The organism is Vreelandella andesensis (genome assembly GCF_003989795.1).
In the GTDB taxonomy this organism is placed as follows: domain Bacteria; phylum Pseudomonadota; class Gammaproteobacteria; order Pseudomonadales; family Halomonadaceae; genus Vreelandella; species Vreelandella andesensis.
On record NZ_RZHG01000018.1, the window covers coordinates 280,868 to 298,770 of the forward strand.

Below are 17,903 nucleotides of genomic sequence, written 5' to 3' on the forward strand. Positions count from 1 at the left end.
ATAGGCTCATCCAATGAGCTTGTTCATTTCATCACCTGTAACAACGTTAGGCATAATGCTTGGCTAGTGTTATGGGTGAAATTTATGGGAACAACAAATGGCAGAAGCAAGCGGCGGGTCTAAAAAACTGCTTTGGATAATGATTGTGTTGGTACTGCTTTCGTCAGCGGGTGCAGCGGCAGCTATTTATTTAGTGCTGGATCAGCGCGGCGAAAATGCAGACAACGATGAAACACAGCAGAAAGTTGAACATGTTCCGCCTGTTTTTACACGTATTGACCCGTTTACTGTCAATCTTGCGGATGACCGTTATGGCTCCCGTTTGCTCTATACCGGCATTACGCTTCGGGTGGGTAACGAGCAAAGTAAGGCGATTATTGAAGAACACATGCCCCAGGTGCGTAGCCGCTTGCTTATTTTATTATCAGGCAAACAGGCCAATGAATTAACGTCCACTGAGGGTAAAGAAGAGCTGGCCCAAGCAATCATCAGCCGCTTGCACGTTCCTCTTACTGAAAACCAGCCTCCCCTAGACTTACGGGAAGTGCTGTTTACCGAATTCATTGTGCAATAACCCCGGGAACTGGAGCCGTTCATGTCGCAGGACGATCTACTGTCCCAGGAAGAAATTGATGCCTTGCTAAAGGGCGTTAGTGGAGATGATGAGCCTTCGGCCCCATCTTCCTCCACACAAGAAGAGGCGCGCGTTCGCCCCTACGATCCCTCGACACAACATCGGGTGATCCGTGAGCGATTACACGCGCTAGACTTTATCAATGAGCGTTTTGCACGCTACTTCCGCAATGGTCTATTCAACTTGATTCGACGTAGTGCCGATATCACCGTTGAATCAGTGCGATACCAGAGCTTTAGCGACTTTTCGCGTAATGTTCCGGTACCCACCAACCTAAACCTTGTGTCAATGAAGCCGCTACGCGGGTCGGCACTTGTGGTCTTTCCACCTAACCTAGTGTTTATGGTGGTGGATAACCTGTTTGGCGGCGACGGTCGTTTTGTGACGAAATCAGATGGCCGTGAATTCACCAATACTGAGCAGCGTATTATCCAGCGCCTGCTTAACTTGGCCATTGATGCCTACCAAGAGGCGTGGAAAGTTGTTTATCCGTTAGAAGTATTTTTTATGCGCTCCGAGGTGCAATCCAAGTTTGCCAACATCACTAACTCGCCCAACGAGATTGTGGTCAACACCAAGTTCAATATTGAAGTTGGCAACCTGTCGAGCAACTTTCAGATTTGCATGCCCTACGCCATGATTGAACCGCTTAGGGATTTACTCGCCAACCCAATTAACGACAGCAACCATGACCATGACGGCACATGGTCACGGCGCATGGCGAACGAGCTTCGCCAATCAGAAGTTGAACTGGTTGCTGAATTTGCACAACTACCTAGCCGCATTGGCCACGTCATGGGGCTTAAAAAGGGCGATGTATTGCCCATGGATATTCCCAGCACGATTACCGCTCGTGTCGACGGCGTTCCCGTAATGGAGTGCGAGTATGGGAGCCAACAGCAGCAACGCGCGCTACGTGTACTGCGGATGATCGACCATGCCGCTATGAATAATTTATCGTCCAAGGACTTTATTAAAGGTTCAACGCGACAGAAAGCCAAGGAACCCAAAGCATGACTGATCCAAATAAACCCGATCAAAAGGTCTCTGATGATGATTGGGCGGACGCCATGTCTGAGCAAGAAGAACCCAGTTCAAGTGCCGATGCCGCAGGTGAGGAGGAAGATCCTTGGGCAGCAGCCATGGCCGAGCAAGAAGCCGCTGAGGAAGCAGATACCTCAAGCAGCGAGCCGGAGACAGAAGCGCCTGTTGCTAAACCAGCAAGCGATGAAGTGTTTCGCCCATTAAGTGCTGACAATGGCCATGCCGAGTCTCGCGACCTCGAAATGATCATGGACATTCCGGTCAAGCTAACAGTGGAGTTAGGCCGCACGAAGCTAACCATCAAGCAACTACTTGAACTTGCCCAGGGGTCGGTCATTGAGCTGGAAGGCCTCGCTGGCGAGCCCATGGATATTTTGATCAATGGCTATTTAATCGCCCAAGGGGAAGTGGTCGTGGTGGATGATAAATACGGCATTCGAATCACAGAGATTATTACCCCCTCTGAGCGTATCCATAAACTAAACCGATGAGCGTCGCATCTCCGTCTTCGTCAAGCACCTCACTTGATGCCATAAGCGGCAGCGGTGATGCCCTAATAGGCATGGCCGCATTAGGCAAAACAGCAGCGGCACTTGCACTGGTCATTGCCATCATTTTGCTATGCACAGCGGTACTGAAACGCTGGCAAACCGCACGCTATCAGCACGGTGCCCACTTAAAAATTGTGGGCAACACCGCGGTAGGTAATCGCGAGCGAATTGTCGTGGTTGAAATAGAGGACACTTGGCTGGTCGTCGGCGTTAGCAATGGGCGAATAACGAAACTACATGAGCGTCCAGCGCCCACTGACCGCCCCACCTCATTACCCCCCGAGGCTCCTTCGCGTTTTTCTCAGCGTTTAGCCCAGGCGCTCGCCACCAGCCGTGGCAAGCACGATAAGCAGCCGCCTACCGCTTCCGATTCAAACCACACACCATGAGATTCGAGATGCCTTTCGCTTGGCCTTATGGGCGGCGTTGGTGGCTGTTATTTGCCGCTGTCGCTGGCTGCTTATTTGTCTTACCTGCTCACGCACAGCAGCTGCCTGGGCTTATTTCTCAGCCTTTAGACAATGGTGGCCAGCAGTGGTCGCTGTCGTTACAAACACTGCTATTTTTAAGTTCGTTGGCCTTTCTGCCAGCTATGCTACTGATGATGACCAGCTTTACGCGCATCATTATTGTCCTTAGCTTGCTCAGAACAGCCATGGGCACACAGGCAACACCGCCGAACCAGGTTTTATTGGGTATCGCACTATTCTTGACGTTTTTTATTATGTCGCCTGTGTTGAACCAAGTGTACGACACCGCTTGGATGCCGCTCACTAATGAAGCGATTAATTTTGAAGAGTTCTTACTGCGAGCTCAGCAACCGTTTCGTGAATTCATGCTCGCCCAAACCCGCGAGCCCGATTTAGCGCTGTTTGTACGTTTGGCAGATGTTGGCCCGATGCAAGGCCCCGAAGAGTTACCCATGCGGGTCTTGCTGCCTGCCTTTGTGACCAGTGAGCTTAAAACCGCATTTCAAATTGGTTTTACTATTTTTATTCCCTTTTTGATTATCGACTTAGTCGTTGCCAGTACGCTAATGGCGCTAGGTATGATGATGGTGCCACCTATCACGATTTCACTGCCCTTTAAGCTGATGCTGTTTGTATTGGTCGATGGCTGGCAATTGATTATTGGCTCGCTAGCAGAAAGCTTTTACATGATTTGAGCGTCGCGTTCAGCGACCAGGAGTATTCATGACCCCGGAAATGGTGATGAGCATTGCTTATCAAGGCATGCGGGTAACACTTTTACTTGCCGGCCCTATGCTGCTGGCCGCCCTGTTTACGGGCCTTATCATTAGTTTGTTTCAGGCGGCGACGCAAATAAATGAAATGACGCTGACCTTCATTCCTAAAATATTAGCCGTCTTTGTTGTCCTGGTGCTTGCCGGGCCATGGCTAATTGCGTTAATCACCGACTTCACCCATCGCCTCTTCACTAATATTCCCAGCATGGTGATGTAACACCATGGTAGAGGTGACGTTCGCCCAACTACAGGGGTGGTTAGTGGCCTTCCTTTGGCCCTTTACCCGCATTACTGCCTTTATGGCGGCATCGCCCTTATGGGGTCATTCCAGCGTTCCGAACCAGGCCAAGGTGGCACTAGCAGCTATCATTGCCATTGTGATTGCCCCGATATTGCCTGCCATGCCTAACGTGCCCATTATGTCGTGGGCTAGCTTGGGCATCATGATCGAGCAACTATTGATTGGCATTGCAATTGGCTTGGTCATGCATATTATTTTCGCCGTGGTGCAGGCTGCCGGTGAATTTATTGGCTTGCAGATGGGTTTGGCGTTTGCCAGCTTTTTCGACATGTCCAGCGGCACCAACATCATGGTGCTATCGCGTATTCTTTATATGGTTACGCTATTAATGTTTCTTGCTCTAAATGGCCACCTGATGGTGTTAGAAACATTGATAATGAGCTTTGAAACATTACCGATCGGCATTGGTGCGTTGAACCCGAATGCGTTTGAGCTGCTGGCACGCTATGGGGGGACTATTTTTGCTTCCGGAATGCTGCTTGCGCTACCGCTGGTCGGCTCACTGCTGGTCATTAACTTAGCCCTCGGCATTCTCAATCGCTCAGCACCTCAGCTGACGGTATTCAATATCGGTTTTCCCGCCTCGTTAACCGTTGGGCTAATTCTGTTAATGGTATTAATGACGGATATCGGTCGCTTTTTACAGCGGCTGTTTAGCCAAGGGCTCGCCTTTATGCAGAGCTTGATCGAAACCATGGCGCCATTAGGTTAATATTTTTAAAATGCTACGTTTTAAAATACTACGTCTTTGAGGTACTAGGCTTTTGAAATATTAAGAGTCTGAAATACGTGTACAAAAAAGCCCCAATCCTAACTACAGGGGTGGGGCTTTTTTGACGGGATGAGATGTTTTACTCAAAGTCGCTCATGTTTACATGTAGTCAAACAATGACATGCCTTTGATATCAACAAACGCTTTCTGAGAAGCCTGTAAGCCTACTTGTCGCAGGCTATATTCAGAAATCGCCTCGGCATAATCCAAATCGACCAGGTCGGACAGGGTTTGCTCATAGTTAAGCTTTCGGTTGCTGCCTACCGCATCGATCACATCCAACTCATTCAGCCGAGCACCCGCCGAAGCACGAACGGTCAGCACGTTATCAAGCGCATTATCAAGATCACGCATGGACGTATTAAGTGTATTGCGCAACGCCGCTTTTTCCGCGTCACTTTGGGCAGGCGTTTCTAATACACGAATGGCTGCTTCCATGGTGCGAAACAGATCCGCACCACGCTGTTCACTGCCTGCCTGGGCAATCAGAATCTCGTCATCTGGCTCAGCGCTGCCAGTGAGTGTGACATTAATTCCACCAAAACTAAGCTGCTGGCCTTCGCCAACATATTCGCCACTGGCCACTAAATCAGCCGCGTTTTCCTGCCACGCGCCGTTATCAAAGCGCTGCACTTGATAGCTAATGCCGCTATCTAGCGTTGCATCTTCAGTGAACACAACACGGTAGCTGTCGCCATAGCCTGGGTCGTTAACATCCGTAAGCTGTGGGCCACGGAAGGTCACATTCCCCTGGTTTTCTGTGTTGGCGTCAGCAATATAGCCAGCACCGCTGGGCACCCCTTGAAAAACCGTGGCGCCATTTTCAGCCACAGGCATTAAACGGGAAGCATCAACACGCTGCTGGCGTAAACTGTCATCACCGTTATATTCCACATTGCCGTCTGCCGATTTAACAAACGGTGGTGCGTTATCTTTATAGCCACCGAATAAGTAGCGGCCATTGCCATCAGTGGCATTCGCCTGTCCCAGCATCGTTTCATAGATACCGTTTAGCTCGCTGGCAATCGACTCACGATCAACATCGCTCAGCGTGTCGCTTGAGGCCTGGATCAGTAGCGTTTTTGCGCTGGTAACCGCATCGCTGACACTATTAAGGATGCTCTCCGTTTGTGACAGTGAATTTCGCGCCGAGACCCGCGAGTCTGAAAACTGCTGGTTCATCGCTTTGGATTGATCAACACCCACCGCTCGTGAGGCTGCTTGCGGGTCATCGGAAGGATTAACCACGCGACGACCACTGGCAATTTGCTGGCTGACTTTCAAGAAATCGCTTTGCTGACGGTTAATAGAAGCCGTGCTCTGCTCAAACATAGTGACGGTACTAATACGCATCGCCTAAGCTCCTTATTAGTTCCGTAGATTCAAGATGGTGTCCATAATCGCACCCGCGGTATCAATCACCCGCGCATTCGCTTGGTAATACTGCTGATAGCGAATCAGGTTAGCCGCTTCCTCATCAAGGTTGACCCCCGACTCAGATTGCTGCACCGCTTTCAATTGATCGGTTAATCCTTGGCGGGCATCTAAGTTCACCTGGGTAATATTAGTTCGGTTACCCACATCACTGACAATGACACCATACGCGCCGCTCACCGATGCGCTACCACCTACAATGGCTTTTTGCTGTAAATCCTGTAACGCCAAAGCATTGCGGTTATCACCCGCGCCAGCCGCTACCCAATCCGCAGGGTCGTCTTCAGGGTTCATTGGGTTACCGGCGGCGATACGATCGAGTTCATTGATCGTGACAACCATATCGCTTGCGCCGCGGCGAACAGGCTGTACTTCAAAGCGGTCGCCATTCTCAGGCGTGCCGCTAATCGTGAGTGCTACGCCACCAAACGTCAGTGCACCGGTTCCCGCGTTCCAGTCAGCATCATCTACCATCGCTCCGTTATCGTTACGCGTGACGGTTGGCATCCCGCCTTCAAAGCGAACGGTGTAATCCGTCGCGCGAAGCTGATCAATCGTGTCGATATCAAACTCGGCAGAGTCAATGGTGGCGGTGCCGCTGTTACTCTCATGACCAAACGTCTGGGGGGAGCGCACGGCAAAAAAGTCACCGCCTTGCTCGCCATCCAGATCAACACCTTGCTTGTGCTGCTCGTTGAACGCCACGGAAAGCGACACTGCCAGTTGACCGATTTGATTCTGGGTTTTATCCAGCGTTTCTGAACGGAACGTCATTAAGCCGCCCAACGCGCCACCTTTAATCGCTGACTCTCTCAATTGAGTCACACTGCCGTCACCATCACGATAGCCCACCACCGTTCGCTGAGGATCAGCCTCTGACGGTATCGCTTCAAGCTTAAACGCGCTGGTACCCGTCACTAATGGCTGGCCGTTCGGCAAGCTAAGATTGTAGCTTTTGCCATCCTGGATATTTAAGCGGATATCCATGCGTTCATTAAGTTCGGAAATCAACTGATCGCGCTGGTTCAACAGGCTATTGGGTGCCTCGCCACTGCGCGCACGGGCAAGCGCAATTTCGCGATTCAGCCCGGCAATTTGCTCAGTAGTATTGTTAATCTGAGTGACTTCATCTTTGATCTGGCTATTGATGTTGCTCTGCATATCTTGCAGATAACCGTCGAAGGAGCGGAACTGAGCACTAAGGGTATTGGCCGAGCCAACGACGCCTTGGCGGGCAGCCGGGTCTGATGGCGAACTGGCCAAATCTTCTAGTGATGAGAAAAATGACTGCATTAACGGCGACAAGCCCGCTTCTCGATCCGCAAGCAAGTTATCAATTTGGGTGACTTGGTTGTTGTAAGTAGCCAGGGCGCTTGATTGGGTCTTGGCGTTGTTTAGCTGGTTCGATACATAGGTATTGAATTGACGTTCAATACTGTCGACCTTAACGCCGCCCCCAACAGACCCTTGGCCAAGCTGAGCTAGCTCACGGTTGTAACCAGGCGTATAGACGTTACTGATATTGTTACTGGTGGTACTGAGGGCATTCTGCGCCGCATTAAGGCCGCTTAAGCCGATTGAAAACATGCTCATGGTCAATTCCTTAGGCCGATAAGATACCTATCGGCAGTGCGCAGAAAAACTTAAATTACGCGTTAGCGGGAATCCGCGAGAAAATCGCGCCCTGCTGCTATCGGCCCCATGGTATTCATCACAGCGACCAGTTTATTGGCATATTGCGGGTCCGTTGCATAACCGCCCCGCTGTAACTCATGAGCAGCTTGGTGCGCATCAGCGGCCTGGACAACGCCTGCATAACGCGGGTTATTGCCAATCAACTTGGCATAGTCGGTAAACGCATGCTCAAACGAGTCATAAACACGGAAAGAGTCCACAATCTGAGTTCGACGCCCACCAATATATTCATGGGTGACGATATCGGTCGTCTTACCTTGCCAGTGGCTGCCCGCCTTAATACCAAACAAATTGTGGCTATTGCCGCCATGTTGCGTGGCAATTTCATGGCGTCCCCAGCCTGTTTCCAGCGCTGCTTGCGCCAAAATAAGCTCAGCTGGCACGCCGGTGGCATTGCTGGCCGCTTGGGCGGGAGCCGCTAACGTCGTCAAGAAGCGCTGAACGTGATCGGGCGCCTGGCTGAAACGAGCAGGTGTCGTGGTGGAAGTGGGCGCAGCAACGGTAGATACGGTGCTGATATTGCTCGCCTCCTCGGCTGGCCGCTGGCTAATCGCGTCCAGTTCAGCTAAGAACCGCCCACTGCCCTGTTCTGACGCATAACCACCGCTATTCGGCTGCAGCGGCTCATCCAACACCCTGGGAGTGCCACGTGGTATGCCCGCGATCAGCGCCTGCAGCGCTTGATCCGCGCTATCTGCTTTATGATTGACCGCTCCTTGGCGCTGCAACTGTTCCACCAGCATATCGGCCAACCCCATGCCCTTAGACGAGATCACTTGTGACCACTGCTGATCAAGCATCTGTTGGTAGGTATCGGTGGTTGAACTGCTCAACAAACCTGACGCTGGGATAGCATCGCGCATGCTTTTCATCATCATCTGCACAAAAAGGGCTTCAAACTGCTGCGCAGCACCGTGCACACCGGCATCAGGGTCCACGCGGGCGTTATGCTGCAGGCGCTGAAAGCCGTTCATATCCAGCGCGAATTGGCTGGTCATATCGCCAATGCTCATTAAATAACCTCAAGCTCTGCGCGAAGCGATCCGGCGGCCTTCAACGCTTCAAGAATCGTCATTAAGTCTTGGGGCGTGGCTCCCAATGCATTAAGTGCATTAACCACTTCGTTCAATTGGGCGCCTTCTACGATTTGTAGAAACGCTTCCTGCTGCTCAATTTCAATATCCGTATTTGGCACAACCACCGTTTCGCCTTCACCGAAGGGAGCTGGCTGGCTGACCCCAAATTGAGTATCAATCATGATCGAAAGGTTGCCGTGAGCGACGGCTGCCTGGCGCAGAGTGACAGCGCTATTCATCACCACGGAGCCAGTGCGTGCATTGAGCACGACCCGTGCGGGCGCTTCCATCGGTGTTACCTGAACGTTTTCGACACGCGCCATAAAGTTAACGCGGGCGTTTTCATCCATCGGACCATCAAGTGCAATCACGCGCCCGTTGCGCGCATACGCCACCGACTGGCCAAATTCGTTGTTAATGGCCGTTACCATGCGCTGAACCGTGCCAAAATCAGAATCATTAAGCTGTAACTCTAGTCGTCCGCCGTTACCGCCAAGATTTAAGGGCACTTCCCTCTCTACCAGCGCCCCGTTAGGGATCCGGCCTGACGCTTGCTGATTGATCTGCACACTGCTGCCGCCTGCTTGTGCACCTGCACCGCCCACCAACATATTGCCTTGGGCAATAGCATAAGTATCGCCATCGGCACCTTTCAGCGGAGTCATTAACAGCGTTCCACCACGTAAACTACGGGCATTGGCAATCGAAGACACAACAATGTCCAAGCGTTGCCCAGGGCGTGAAAACGGCGGCAAATCAGCGGTAACCATGACAGCGGCGACGTTGCGAAGCTGCAAATTAGTGCCCGGCGGCACCGTGACGCCTAACTGCGAAAGCATGTTCGTCAAACTTTGGCTGGTGAACGGTGCCTGAGTCGTTTGGTCGCCGGTGCTATCCAGCCCCACGACCAAGCCATAGCCAACTAACTGGTTATCGCGCACCCCAGCAAAGCTTGATAGCTCTCGTACCCGCTCAGCCGCCGCGGGCATGGCCAGTAAACAACTAACGACAAACAGTGTTGTAAACATAGCGACACAACGTAGCCAGTGCTTAACACCTCGATAACGGTTTAACTGCATAGCCATGGTAAGTCTCTGTTGGCGGGCCGAGTCATTTAAAACGGCGATACATTTAAGAAAAAGCGCTGTAACCAGCCCATGTGCTGCGCTTCATTGATATAACCATCGCCAACATACTCAATTCTTGCGTCAGCCACCTGGGTTGAAGGCACGGTGTTTTGTGCCGTGATCGTGCGTGGGTTAACCACTCCAGAAAAACGAATAAATTCCGTACCCTGGTTGATCGCAATTTGCTTTTCGCCACGTACCCGCAGGTTGCCATTATTCATCACTTCCAATACGGATACAGTGATGGTGCCGGTGAAGGTATTATTGGCTTGAGAGCCCCCCCCGCCAGCAAAGTCACTCGCCCCCGATACATCGAAACCATACTCGGCCAAGGTGTCCAGCACATCGGGTAATTGCCCAAGCTCTAGGCTGGCCCCCCCCGAACGGTCCGCATTGGATCGGGCATTTTTGCTAGCACTTACCTCTTCATCGAGCACGATGGTCAAAATGTCGCCAATGGATCGAGGGCGCCGATCTTCAAATAGCGGTTGATAACCACGGCGGACTTGATAAATAGAGCCATTGGCGATCGGCGGTGGTCGATCCACAATCGTAATCTGCTCTTGCTCACCCACCACCGAGGCGCGGGGGATTTGTGCACAACCGGCTGCCAATAGAATAAACAGCGCAAGACCAACTAACGAAAAACGACGTAACGCAGCGTGTAAATCCAACATAATGCGACCTGTTAGTAAGCCCTATTCATCAATAACGTTAGAGCTGGCTCAAGCGCGCCAACATTTCGTCGCTGGTCGATACCGCCTTACTATTAATTTCGTAGGCGCGTTGGGTTTGGATCATATTGACCATCTCCTCAACCACGTTCACGTTGGAGGTTTCTACATAGCCTTGGAATAACCTGCCAGCACCGTTATTACCGGGAACATTTTGGTTAGGCGCTCCAGAAGCGCCGGTTTCCAAGTACAAGTTACCGCCAACGCTTTCCAAACCGGCGGGATTAATAAACGACGCTACATTGATCTGGCCAATATCAGCATCTTGAGCAATACCGGGTTGGCGAACGCTGACCGTACCGTCTTCACCAATGGTGACCGACAGCGCGTTAGCGGGAACAAAAATGGCCGGCTCTAATGGATAACCATTAGCAGTCACCATTTGGCCATTTTCATTGAGCTGAAAACTGCCGTCGCGCGTATAACCAACGGTGCCATCAGGCAGCAGCACTTGGAAAAAGCCATCGCCATTGATCGCAAGATCGCGGGAGTTGCTGGTTTCTTCAAGGCCGCCTTGGGTATGTAGGCGCTCTGTCGCCACCGCGCGCACACCGGTACCTATTTGCATACCAGAAGGCAGACGATCCTGAATATTATTTTGCGCACCGGGCTGGCGCATATTTTGATAGAGCAGGTCTTCAAACACAGGACGGGAGCGTTTAAACCCGTTCGTGCTGACGTTCGCTAGGTTGTTGGAAATAACATCTAGCTTGGTTTGCTGAGACTCCAGTCCCGTCTTGGCCGTCCACAAGGACTTAATCATAAGCATGTTCCCTTGGCTGAATGGCTGCTATCAGCCCTGAATAGATAAAATGCTGTTGGCTCGCTGAGCGTTCTCATCCGCCGTGCTGAGCATTTTCATTTGCATGTCGTAACGGCGGGCAACATCAATCATAGATACCATGGCATCTACCGCGCTGACGTTGCTGCCCTCCAAGGCACCACTAACAACTCGAGCATCTTCATCACCAGGAAGGACGGCGGCAACGCCATCTTCATTCAGTGGCCCGCGAAACAGCCCGTCTTCACCACGCGTCAATGCTTGTTCATCGGGCGTTACTAGCTTGATGCGCCCGACATCCACCAGCGCTGCAGGCCCTTCGCCCTGGGGAATAGCGCTGATGGTGCCGTCTGCCCCAATGGAGACTTGCGCGCCCTGAGGCAGGGCAATGGGGCCACCCTCGCCCATGACCGGACGCCCGACACTAAGCAGTACGCCGTCGTTGTCTAGCTGCAGATCGCCGCGCCGCGTATAGGCTTCGGTACCATCGTCTGCCAACACCGCCATCCAGGCATTATCCTGCATCGCGATATCGAGGGTTCGACCCGTGCGTTCAAGAGGGCCTTGGGAAAAATCGGTGCCAGGGGTGGTCGTCACCGCCGATACCCGCGTATCGAGTAACCCGGCGCCTTCCACCGGAACTGAACGTGCCGCTTGCAACTGAGCACGGAACCCCGCGGTAGACACATTCGACAGGTTATTGCTAACCACTGCCTGCTGGTCCATCGTGTGTTTGGCGCCGCTCATGGCGGTGTATAGCATACGATCCACAACTGACTCCTTAGCGTCGCATTACGCCATTATCACGAGTGTTTACAGGTTAATAATGGTCTGCAGGAGCTCGTCCTGGGTGCTGATGGTGTTGGAGTTAGCCTGGTAAGAGCGCTGTGCCACAATGGTATCTACCAGCTCACTGGCCAAATCAACGTTAGACGCTTCTACCGCTTCCGCCTGGATTTGCCCGAGACGACCGGTGCCTGGTGCCCCCAGGTTTTCCAAACCGGAGGCATTCGTTGACGCCCACAGGTTGTTGCCCAGTGGCTGAAGACCTTCCTCATTACGGAAGCTGGCGAGTGCAATCTGACCAGCAGCACGGGTTTCACCGTTGGTGAAGTTACGCTGAATAACGCCAGTTTCAGTAACGGTAATACCGGCCAGTGCACCAGAGGTGAAGCCGTCTTGATTCAGCTCTTTTTGCAGCGAGTCAGCAGCAAACTGGGTAGAACCATTGAATAAAAATTCGACGTCAAGAGGCTCTGCATCAACGCCGCCGGGGATGTTGGCGATGGTAGCACTCGCTGCGCCGCCGTTAACCCCAGTGACCACACCGTTGGCATCCGTCGCTAGTCGACCACTCTGGGTAAAATCTAACGTAAAGGTGCCTCGAGCGACTCCGTTAGTGACAGCGGTCACATCCCATTGATTACCGTTACCCACCCTTTCAAAATAGGTGGCAACGTTAACCGCGTTACCCAAGGAGTCATAGGCAGTAAAGTTATTTGAAAAATGGTAATCCAGCTCAGCCCCGTTTGCTAATTCAAGCGTATTCAAGTTTTGACCACTGACGACTCTGGCATCCAGATTTAATAGTGCATTAACTTCGGTGGTCGCTTTAGCCGGTATATCATCAATGGGCACATTTAATGCCTGAGGAGCACCGCCCACCAATACGTTTGAGAAAGGAAAGGCTTGTTGGTCATCGGTATCTACTGTGACGCCGCGATCCATACCGTAGCCCATCAAACGGTCGCCCTGGGCATTAACGATATCGCCGGTAGCGGTAATACCGAACTCACCGTTACGTGAATAACCGACTTCTCCAGTCGAGCGCTCTAGGCGGTAAAAGCCTTCCCCAGAAATCGCCAAATCCAGATTACGGCCGGTACTTTCAATACTGCCCTGGGTAAAGTTCTGGCGCACATCTGATACCTGCACACCGATACCCCGTGAAGCCGCAAACACATCAGCAAACAGAACGTCAGAACGCTTATAGCCGACGGTTTGCGAGTTAGCGATGTTGTTTCCCGCAGAATTTAGCTTTTCTGATTGTGCATTAAGACCAGCCACTGCCGTTGTAAATGACATAATACTTTCCTCATCAAAACGTCTTTTTTGATTAAGACGTTCCTGCTGTAAAAACGTTGTTTTAGTTACAAGCTGCTTAAAGAATTTGTTTGACCTGATTCAACTGGACTTGTCCGTAAACAGCCCCTAAATCCAGCCGAACATTGCCGCTACCATCGTTAGGGGTAACACTATCAACAACGGCATAGTTCAATGCGCTTGAGTCTAGTGTTTCGCCCTCAGCATCTAGAGCTTCTAGCTGAACCGTGTAACGGCCACTGGCAGCTGCTTCACCCTGCTCGTTTTTACCGTCCCACTGAAAGGACTGCACACCGGCGTCTACCGCGCCTAGGTTATAGCGCCTGATCACTTCGCCACCTTGGCCAACAATCACGGCAGTAAGCTGGTCGGCTGGCTTAGCAAGCTCGATACCAAACGGTGTCGTGTAGGATTTTCCTTCACTATCTTGTTCCAGCATGACCTTATCACCAGGCACCATGACGCCCTGGCCAATCAAGCCACTTGCTTGCAGTGCTTGGCTGGCATCCATCTGGCTAGTAATGCTTTGCAAGGTGGTATTGAGCTGCTCAATCCCGCTGACCGTATTAATTTGCGCAATCTGAGAGGTCATTTCCGCATTTTCCATCGGCTTCAGCGGATCTTGGTTCTGTAGCTGAGTAATCAGTAGCGTTAGAAAGCTGCTACGCAACTCATCGGATGCGCTCTGCTTTAACTGGGCACCAACGCTGCCGCCATTAATCGCCGAAAGTGTTGTCGGGTCGATCGTGCTCATCACTATCCCTCACCCAGAGATAGCGTTTGCACCATCATCTGCTTCGTTGTGTTAAACACTTCTACGTTGGCTTGATAGGAGCGCGACGCCGAAATCATGTTGACCATTTCATGCACGGGTTCAACATTGGGCTTGGCAACATAGCCCTCTTCATCGGCAGCAGGGTGGTTTGGCATATACTCCAGGCGTAGCGGAGAGTCGTCTTCAACCACGTCAGTGACACGTACGCCACCGACGCCATATCGATGACTATGCGCCTGGGTTTCAAACATCACTTGCTTGGCCCGATAGGTCTCTCCATCAGGGCCTGCAATACTGTCGGCATTGGCCATATTGCTAGCGGTAACGTTCATACGTTGCGCCTGGGCGCTCATCGCGGAACTAGCAATATCAAAGGCTGAGAACATCGACATAAATTACTTTCTCCTACCGCTCGGTTATTCCGGCTGCATTGCGTTTTTCAGGCCCTGAATTCGGCGATTCATGATGGTTAGTGCGGCTTGGTAACGAACGGCATTATCTGCAAACTGTGTCCGCTCGCGATCCATATCGACCGTATTGCCATCCAAACTGGGCTGGTCGGGGATACGATAAAGCAACTCTGTACTGCCTACACCGCGCCACGTAGGACCTTCACCTTGCAGGTGACGATCTGAGGTTCGTGCAAGTGTCAACGCGCCATTTTGCTGCTGCTGTGGCTGGCTGCCCGCAACGGCTTTCTTTAACTCACTGGCAAAGTCAAGATCGCGCGCTTTATAGTTAGGCGTATCGGCATTGGCAATATTGGCTGACAGCACGTCGTGACGCGCTTGACGCAAGCCCAGTGCCTGCTGGTGATAGTTAAAGGCAGATTCAAGCTGATCAATCATGCCAATCCTCGTTCGCTAAGAGGCAAAATAAAACGGATATTATTGATGATGAATAATAGGCTTCGCCTTGTCAGCCTAAAGCATGGAACAGCTGCCGTTTACACCAGCATTTCATATGATGCACAGGGTACTTTTGCACTACACTGCATGGCTGATGATGATCATCTGCTTCCTTTCGATTGAGCGACTCTCCTATGCCACACCAGCTATGCCCAACGCGATACTGCTTAGCGATACTGAAGCAAATGCTTTGCCTATTACTTGTCAGCCTTGGTTTTTCAATACAGGCGTATGCTAGCAACCAAGTGTTAATGGACACCGTTCAGCAGTTTCTTTATCAAGAATCTCAAGCGCTTGGGCAGGAAGTGATGATCGATATTTCACCTCCGTCTCCTCATCTACCTGCTTGCGTTGCCCCCGAGCCATTCTTCCCGAATGCTAATCAGTCCCCTCTCGGCCGCGTTTCAGTTGGCGTGCGCTGCGGTGAAGATCGACGTCAAGTGCGGTATATACAGGCGCAAATTGATATCATTGGTAGCTATGCCGTGGCTGGGCAGGATATTAATAGAGGCACGCTCATCACGAGTGATATGCTCTCGTTACGAGAAGGCAATCTTGGCGACCTAGCCGCCCAACCCCTTACTGACCAAGACGACATTATTGGCATGGTCGCACAGCGACCAATTCGAAGCGGCAGCACTTTTCAAGCCCACTATCTTCAAGCGCCTCAAGTGGTGAAACGAGGGCAGCGCGTCACCGTTATAGCAGAAGGCACTGGTTTCCGAGTGTCTCGCGAAGGAGAAGCCCTTTCTGATGGTGCCCAAGGCGAGCGTATTCGTGTGCGTTTTGATTCACGCGAATTGGCCACCGCGCGTGTTGTTGGCCAAGGAACCTTAGTAATAGATTTTTGATCTAAATGCCTAAAGTCCTTATTAAGTAGGCCGATACTAGGTAATACAGCGCACGCCGCACTAACGTTGACGACGAGGCAAACAACGTGAAAATCGATAACATTAATCCGTTGCTACGTTCTAATCAGGCGCAGCAGCGTGATGAAGCACAGAAAGTAGCTGGCAATAAGCCAGCTGAAGCTGATGGCGCGACGCGATCAGCAACGCAACTAAGTCAAACGCATACTGATAGCTCACAAGATATCGATATGACAAAAGTTGAAGAAATTCGCGAGGCTATTCGTGAAGGGAAGCTCGAGATCCGTGCTGATCGTATTGCCGACGGCTTAATTGCCAATTTAAACGATTTATAAGCGAACTATTATGGGTCTTTCACGACTGCTCTCAGATCAGTTGCAACGCCTTGATGAGTTAGTGCTGCTACTCACCGATGAGCAAGCACAGCTAACTAAAGGCAGCATTGACGGTGACGCCCTCTCTGTTATAGCCCAAAAAAAACAGGGGCTGTTAGCTGAGCTAGAACGCATCGAAACACTGCGCCGAAGCGTGCAAACCAAGCTTGGCTATGCAGACGGTGCACTTGGTGCCAAGAAAGCCGCTACCGATGCAGGTTGCTCCACTACCTGGGAAAACTTGCTCGAAAGAAGTGAACGCGTATCACGTATGAACGAATTAACTGGGCAAATGCTATCGCTCAGAATGAAGCATAACCAGGAAATGTTGGATTACATTCGTCAAATTGCCGAGAAAACCCTCTACAAGCCAAATGGGCGCAATAATGCCCAATCTGGCCGCTTTAATGCATCTGCCTAGTATTTCTGCATATTCATAGACAAAACCTGTACAAACAGCTTCAATGTGAACATTAGTATTCACAATTGGAGCCAAACGAATGCTTTCCCACCTTCCTGAAAACTTTACCGCTGTTGTTACCGGTGCGAATGGCGGCATAGGTAACGCTATTATTAGGAGACTGCTTACTGACACCCATGTGGGTAATGTCATTGCAGTAAGCCGTTCCGCTATTTCACCTCAAGATTCGTTTCCGCAAGAACCATTTTCGAAAGAACCATCCCCTAACGTCGAGGTGGTGAATGCTGACATCACCACGCAATCAGGGCGTGATACCCTCAACCAACAGCTAAACGGTCGCCCGGTACACCTGCTATTCAATGCCATTGGCACGCTACATGATGACGCACGTGATATTCAGCCTGAAAAACGCTTAGAGCAGTTAGATGAAGCATCATTTGCCCATGTTATGCATGTTAATGCCGCCACGCCTGCCCTATTGATTGCCGCACTTAAATCATCGCTACAAGGCAAACACCCGGCGATTATCGCCAGCTTATCGGCGCGTGTTGGATCGATTGGCGATAATGTCTACGGCGGTTGGTACAGCTATCGTGCCAGTAAAGCAGCGCACAACATGCTGATGAAGACACTTTCCATCGAGCTAACGCGGCTTAACAAGCAATCTATTGTGCTGTGTCTGCACCCAGGCACGACTAACACGTTACTTTCTAAACCCTTTCAAGCCCGCGTACCCAGCGAAAAGCTATTTACACCTGACTTTGTCGCAGAACAGCTATTGAAAGTAATGTCTGAGCGGTCGCCAGAAGATACTGGCAGCTTCTGGGATTGGGCTGGCGAATCCATTGAGTGGTGAGTACCAGCCAAAAAAAACCCCCAAGGCGTGAGCCCTGGGGGTTTTTTCGAATAGGTGCCTGACGATGACCTACTCTCGCATGGGGAGACCCCACACTACCATCGGCGCGAAGCGGTTTCACTGCTGAGTTCGGCATGGGATCAGGTGGTTCACGCTTGCTATGGTCGTCAGGCGTAACAGGTACTGTATATCATGCTGGGTA

22 protein-coding genes and 1 rRNA gene are annotated in these 17,903 nt (G+C 51.4%); 11 read left to right on the forward strand and 12 right to left on the reverse strand.

Going from position 1 to position 17,903, the window contains the following annotated elements:
- Positions 1-97: 97 nt before the first annotated feature.
- The 7 genes from fliL to fliR are packed head-to-tail and all read left to right on the forward strand — an operon-like array spanning position 98 to position 4,488.
- Entirely contained in the window at positions 98-574 is a 477-nt protein-coding gene (fliL, locus tag ELY33_RS09465) for a flagellar basal body-associated protein FliL (RefSeq protein WP_126947166.1), read from the forward strand.
- A gap of 21 nt (positions 575-595) precedes the next feature.
- Complete coding sequence (gene fliM / locus ELY33_RS09470; RefSeq protein WP_126947169.1) at positions 596-1,651, forward strand: flagellar motor switch protein FliM; 1,056 nt, start codon at positions 596-598, stop codon at positions 1,649-1,651.
- Complete coding sequence (fliN, locus tag ELY33_RS09475; RefSeq protein ID WP_126947172.1) at positions 1,648-2,169, forward strand: flagellar motor switch protein FliN; 522 nt, start codon at positions 1,648-1,650, stop codon at positions 2,167-2,169. The genes fliM and fliN overlap by 4 nt, the downstream gene beginning before the upstream one ends.
- Positions 2,166-2,618 (forward strand): flagellar biosynthetic protein FliO, encoded by a 453-nt coding sequence (gene fliO, locus ELY33_RS09480; RefSeq protein WP_126947175.1) that lies wholly within the window; start codon positions 2,166-2,168, stop codon positions 2,616-2,618. The genes fliN and fliO overlap by 4 nt, the downstream gene beginning before the upstream one ends.
- Before the next feature lie 8 nt (positions 2,619-2,626).
- Positions 2,627-3,394 (forward strand): flagellar type III secretion system pore protein FliP, encoded by a 768-nt coding sequence (gene fliP / locus ELY33_RS09485; RefSeq protein ID WP_126947178.1) that lies wholly within the window; start codon positions 2,627-2,629, stop codon positions 3,392-3,394.
- 28 nt (positions 3,395-3,422) lie between these two features.
- Entirely contained in the window at positions 3,423-3,692 is a 270-nt protein-coding gene (gene fliQ, locus ELY33_RS09490) for a flagellar biosynthesis protein FliQ (protein ID WP_126947181.1), read from the forward strand.
- 4 nt (positions 3,693-3,696) lie between these two features.
- Positions 3,697-4,488: a flagellar biosynthetic protein FliR gene (fliR, locus tag ELY33_RS09495; RefSeq protein ID WP_126947184.1), complete on the forward strand. Its 792-nt coding sequence runs from the start codon at positions 3,697-3,699 to the stop codon at positions 4,486-4,488.
- A 159-nt stretch (positions 4,489-4,647) separates the two neighbouring features.
- On the opposite strand, the gene flgL is transcribed toward fliR, so the two are convergent.
- The 11 genes from flgL to flgB form a co-directional block, all read right to left on the reverse strand.
- Positions 4,648-5,901 (reverse strand): flagellar hook-associated protein FlgL, encoded by a 1,254-nt coding sequence (gene flgL, locus ELY33_RS09500; RefSeq protein ID WP_126947187.1) that lies wholly within the window; start codon positions 5,899-5,901, stop codon positions 4,648-4,650.
- Positions 5,902-5,916: 15 nt separating this feature from the next.
- The gene (gene flgK / locus ELY33_RS09505) at positions 5,917-7,575 is read right to left on the reverse strand and encodes a flagellar hook-associated protein FlgK (protein WP_126947190.1); all 1,659 of its coding nucleotides are present in this window, start codon (positions 7,573-7,575) and stop codon (positions 5,917-5,919) included.
- Between the two features lie 62 nt (positions 7,576-7,637).
- Positions 7,638-8,690: a flagellar assembly peptidoglycan hydrolase FlgJ gene (gene flgJ / locus ELY33_RS09510; RefSeq protein WP_126947193.1), complete on the reverse strand. Its 1,053-nt coding sequence runs from the start codon at positions 8,688-8,690 to the stop codon at positions 7,638-7,640.
- The gene (locus ELY33_RS09515; protein WP_208644223.1) at positions 8,690-9,781 is read right to left on the reverse strand and encodes a flagellar basal body P-ring protein FlgI; all 1,092 of its coding nucleotides are present in this window, start codon (positions 9,779-9,781) and stop codon (positions 8,690-8,692) included. Before ELY33_RS09515 ends, flgJ begins: the two co-directional genes overlap by 1 nt.
- 86 nt (positions 9,782-9,867) lie before the next feature.
- Positions 9,868-10,557: a flagellar basal body L-ring protein FlgH gene (locus ELY33_RS09520; protein ID WP_126947196.1), complete on the reverse strand. Its 690-nt coding sequence runs from the start codon at positions 10,555-10,557 to the stop codon at positions 9,868-9,870.
- 37 nt (positions 10,558-10,594) lie between these two features.
- Entirely contained in the window at positions 10,595-11,377 is a 783-nt protein-coding gene (flgG, locus tag ELY33_RS09525) for a flagellar basal-body rod protein FlgG (protein ID WP_126947199.1), read from the reverse strand.
- A gap of 30 nt (positions 11,378-11,407) precedes the next feature.
- On the reverse strand, positions 11,408-12,166 hold the full coding sequence (flgF, locus tag ELY33_RS09530; protein ID WP_126947202.1) for a flagellar basal-body rod protein FlgF: 759 nt from the start codon (positions 12,164-12,166) through the stop codon (positions 11,408-11,410).
- Between the two features lie 42 nt (positions 12,167-12,208).
- A complete protein-coding gene (gene flgE, locus ELY33_RS09535; protein WP_126947205.1) occupies positions 12,209-13,480 on the reverse strand; it encodes a flagellar hook protein FlgE in 1,272 nt (423 codons plus the stop codon).
- A 76-nt stretch (positions 13,481-13,556) separates the two neighbouring features.
- Positions 13,557-14,252, reverse strand: a complete 696-nt coding sequence (locus tag ELY33_RS09540; RefSeq protein WP_126947208.1) for a flagellar hook assembly protein FlgD — start codon at positions 14,250-14,252, stop codon at positions 13,557-13,559.
- 2 nt (positions 14,253-14,254) lie between these two features.
- Positions 14,255-14,665, reverse strand: a complete 411-nt coding sequence (flgC, locus tag ELY33_RS09545) for a flagellar basal body rod protein FlgC (RefSeq protein WP_126947211.1) — start codon at positions 14,663-14,665, stop codon at positions 14,255-14,257.
- 24 nt (positions 14,666-14,689) lie between these two features.
- Positions 14,690-15,121, reverse strand: a complete 432-nt coding sequence (gene flgB, locus ELY33_RS09550) for a flagellar basal body rod protein FlgB (RefSeq protein ID WP_126947214.1) — start codon at positions 15,119-15,121, stop codon at positions 14,690-14,692.
- 194 nt (positions 15,122-15,315) lie between these two features.
- Between flgB and flgA the strand changes: the two genes are divergently transcribed.
- The 4 genes from flgA (at position 15,316) to ELY33_RS09570 (ending at position 17,701) form a co-directional block, all read left to right on the forward strand.
- Positions 15,316-16,032 (forward strand): flagellar basal body P-ring formation chaperone FlgA, encoded by a 717-nt coding sequence (gene flgA / locus ELY33_RS09555; protein ID WP_126947217.1) that lies wholly within the window; start codon positions 15,316-15,318, stop codon positions 16,030-16,032.
- Between the two features lie 86 nt (positions 16,033-16,118).
- Positions 16,119-16,385, forward strand: coding sequence for a flagellar biosynthesis anti-sigma factor FlgM (gene flgM, locus ELY33_RS09560; protein WP_126947220.1), 267 nt, complete (start codon positions 16,119-16,121; stop codon positions 16,383-16,385).
- A gap of 10 nt (positions 16,386-16,395) precedes the next feature.
- Complete coding sequence (locus ELY33_RS09565; protein WP_126947223.1) at positions 16,396-16,845, forward strand: flagella synthesis protein FlgN; 450 nt, start codon at positions 16,396-16,398, stop codon at positions 16,843-16,845.
- Between the two features lie 79 nt (positions 16,846-16,924).
- The gene (locus ELY33_RS09570) at positions 16,925-17,701 is read left to right on the forward strand and encodes an SDR family NAD(P)-dependent oxidoreductase (RefSeq protein ID WP_126947226.1); all 777 of its coding nucleotides are present in this window, start codon (positions 16,925-16,927) and stop codon (positions 17,699-17,701) included.
- 56 nt (positions 17,702-17,757) lie between these two features.
- On the opposite strand, the gene rrf is transcribed toward ELY33_RS09570, so the two are convergent.
- Positions 17,758-17,873: ribosomal RNA gene (rrf, locus tag ELY33_RS09575) — 5S ribosomal RNA — on the reverse strand.
- Positions 17,874-17,903 lie beyond the last annotated feature (30 nt).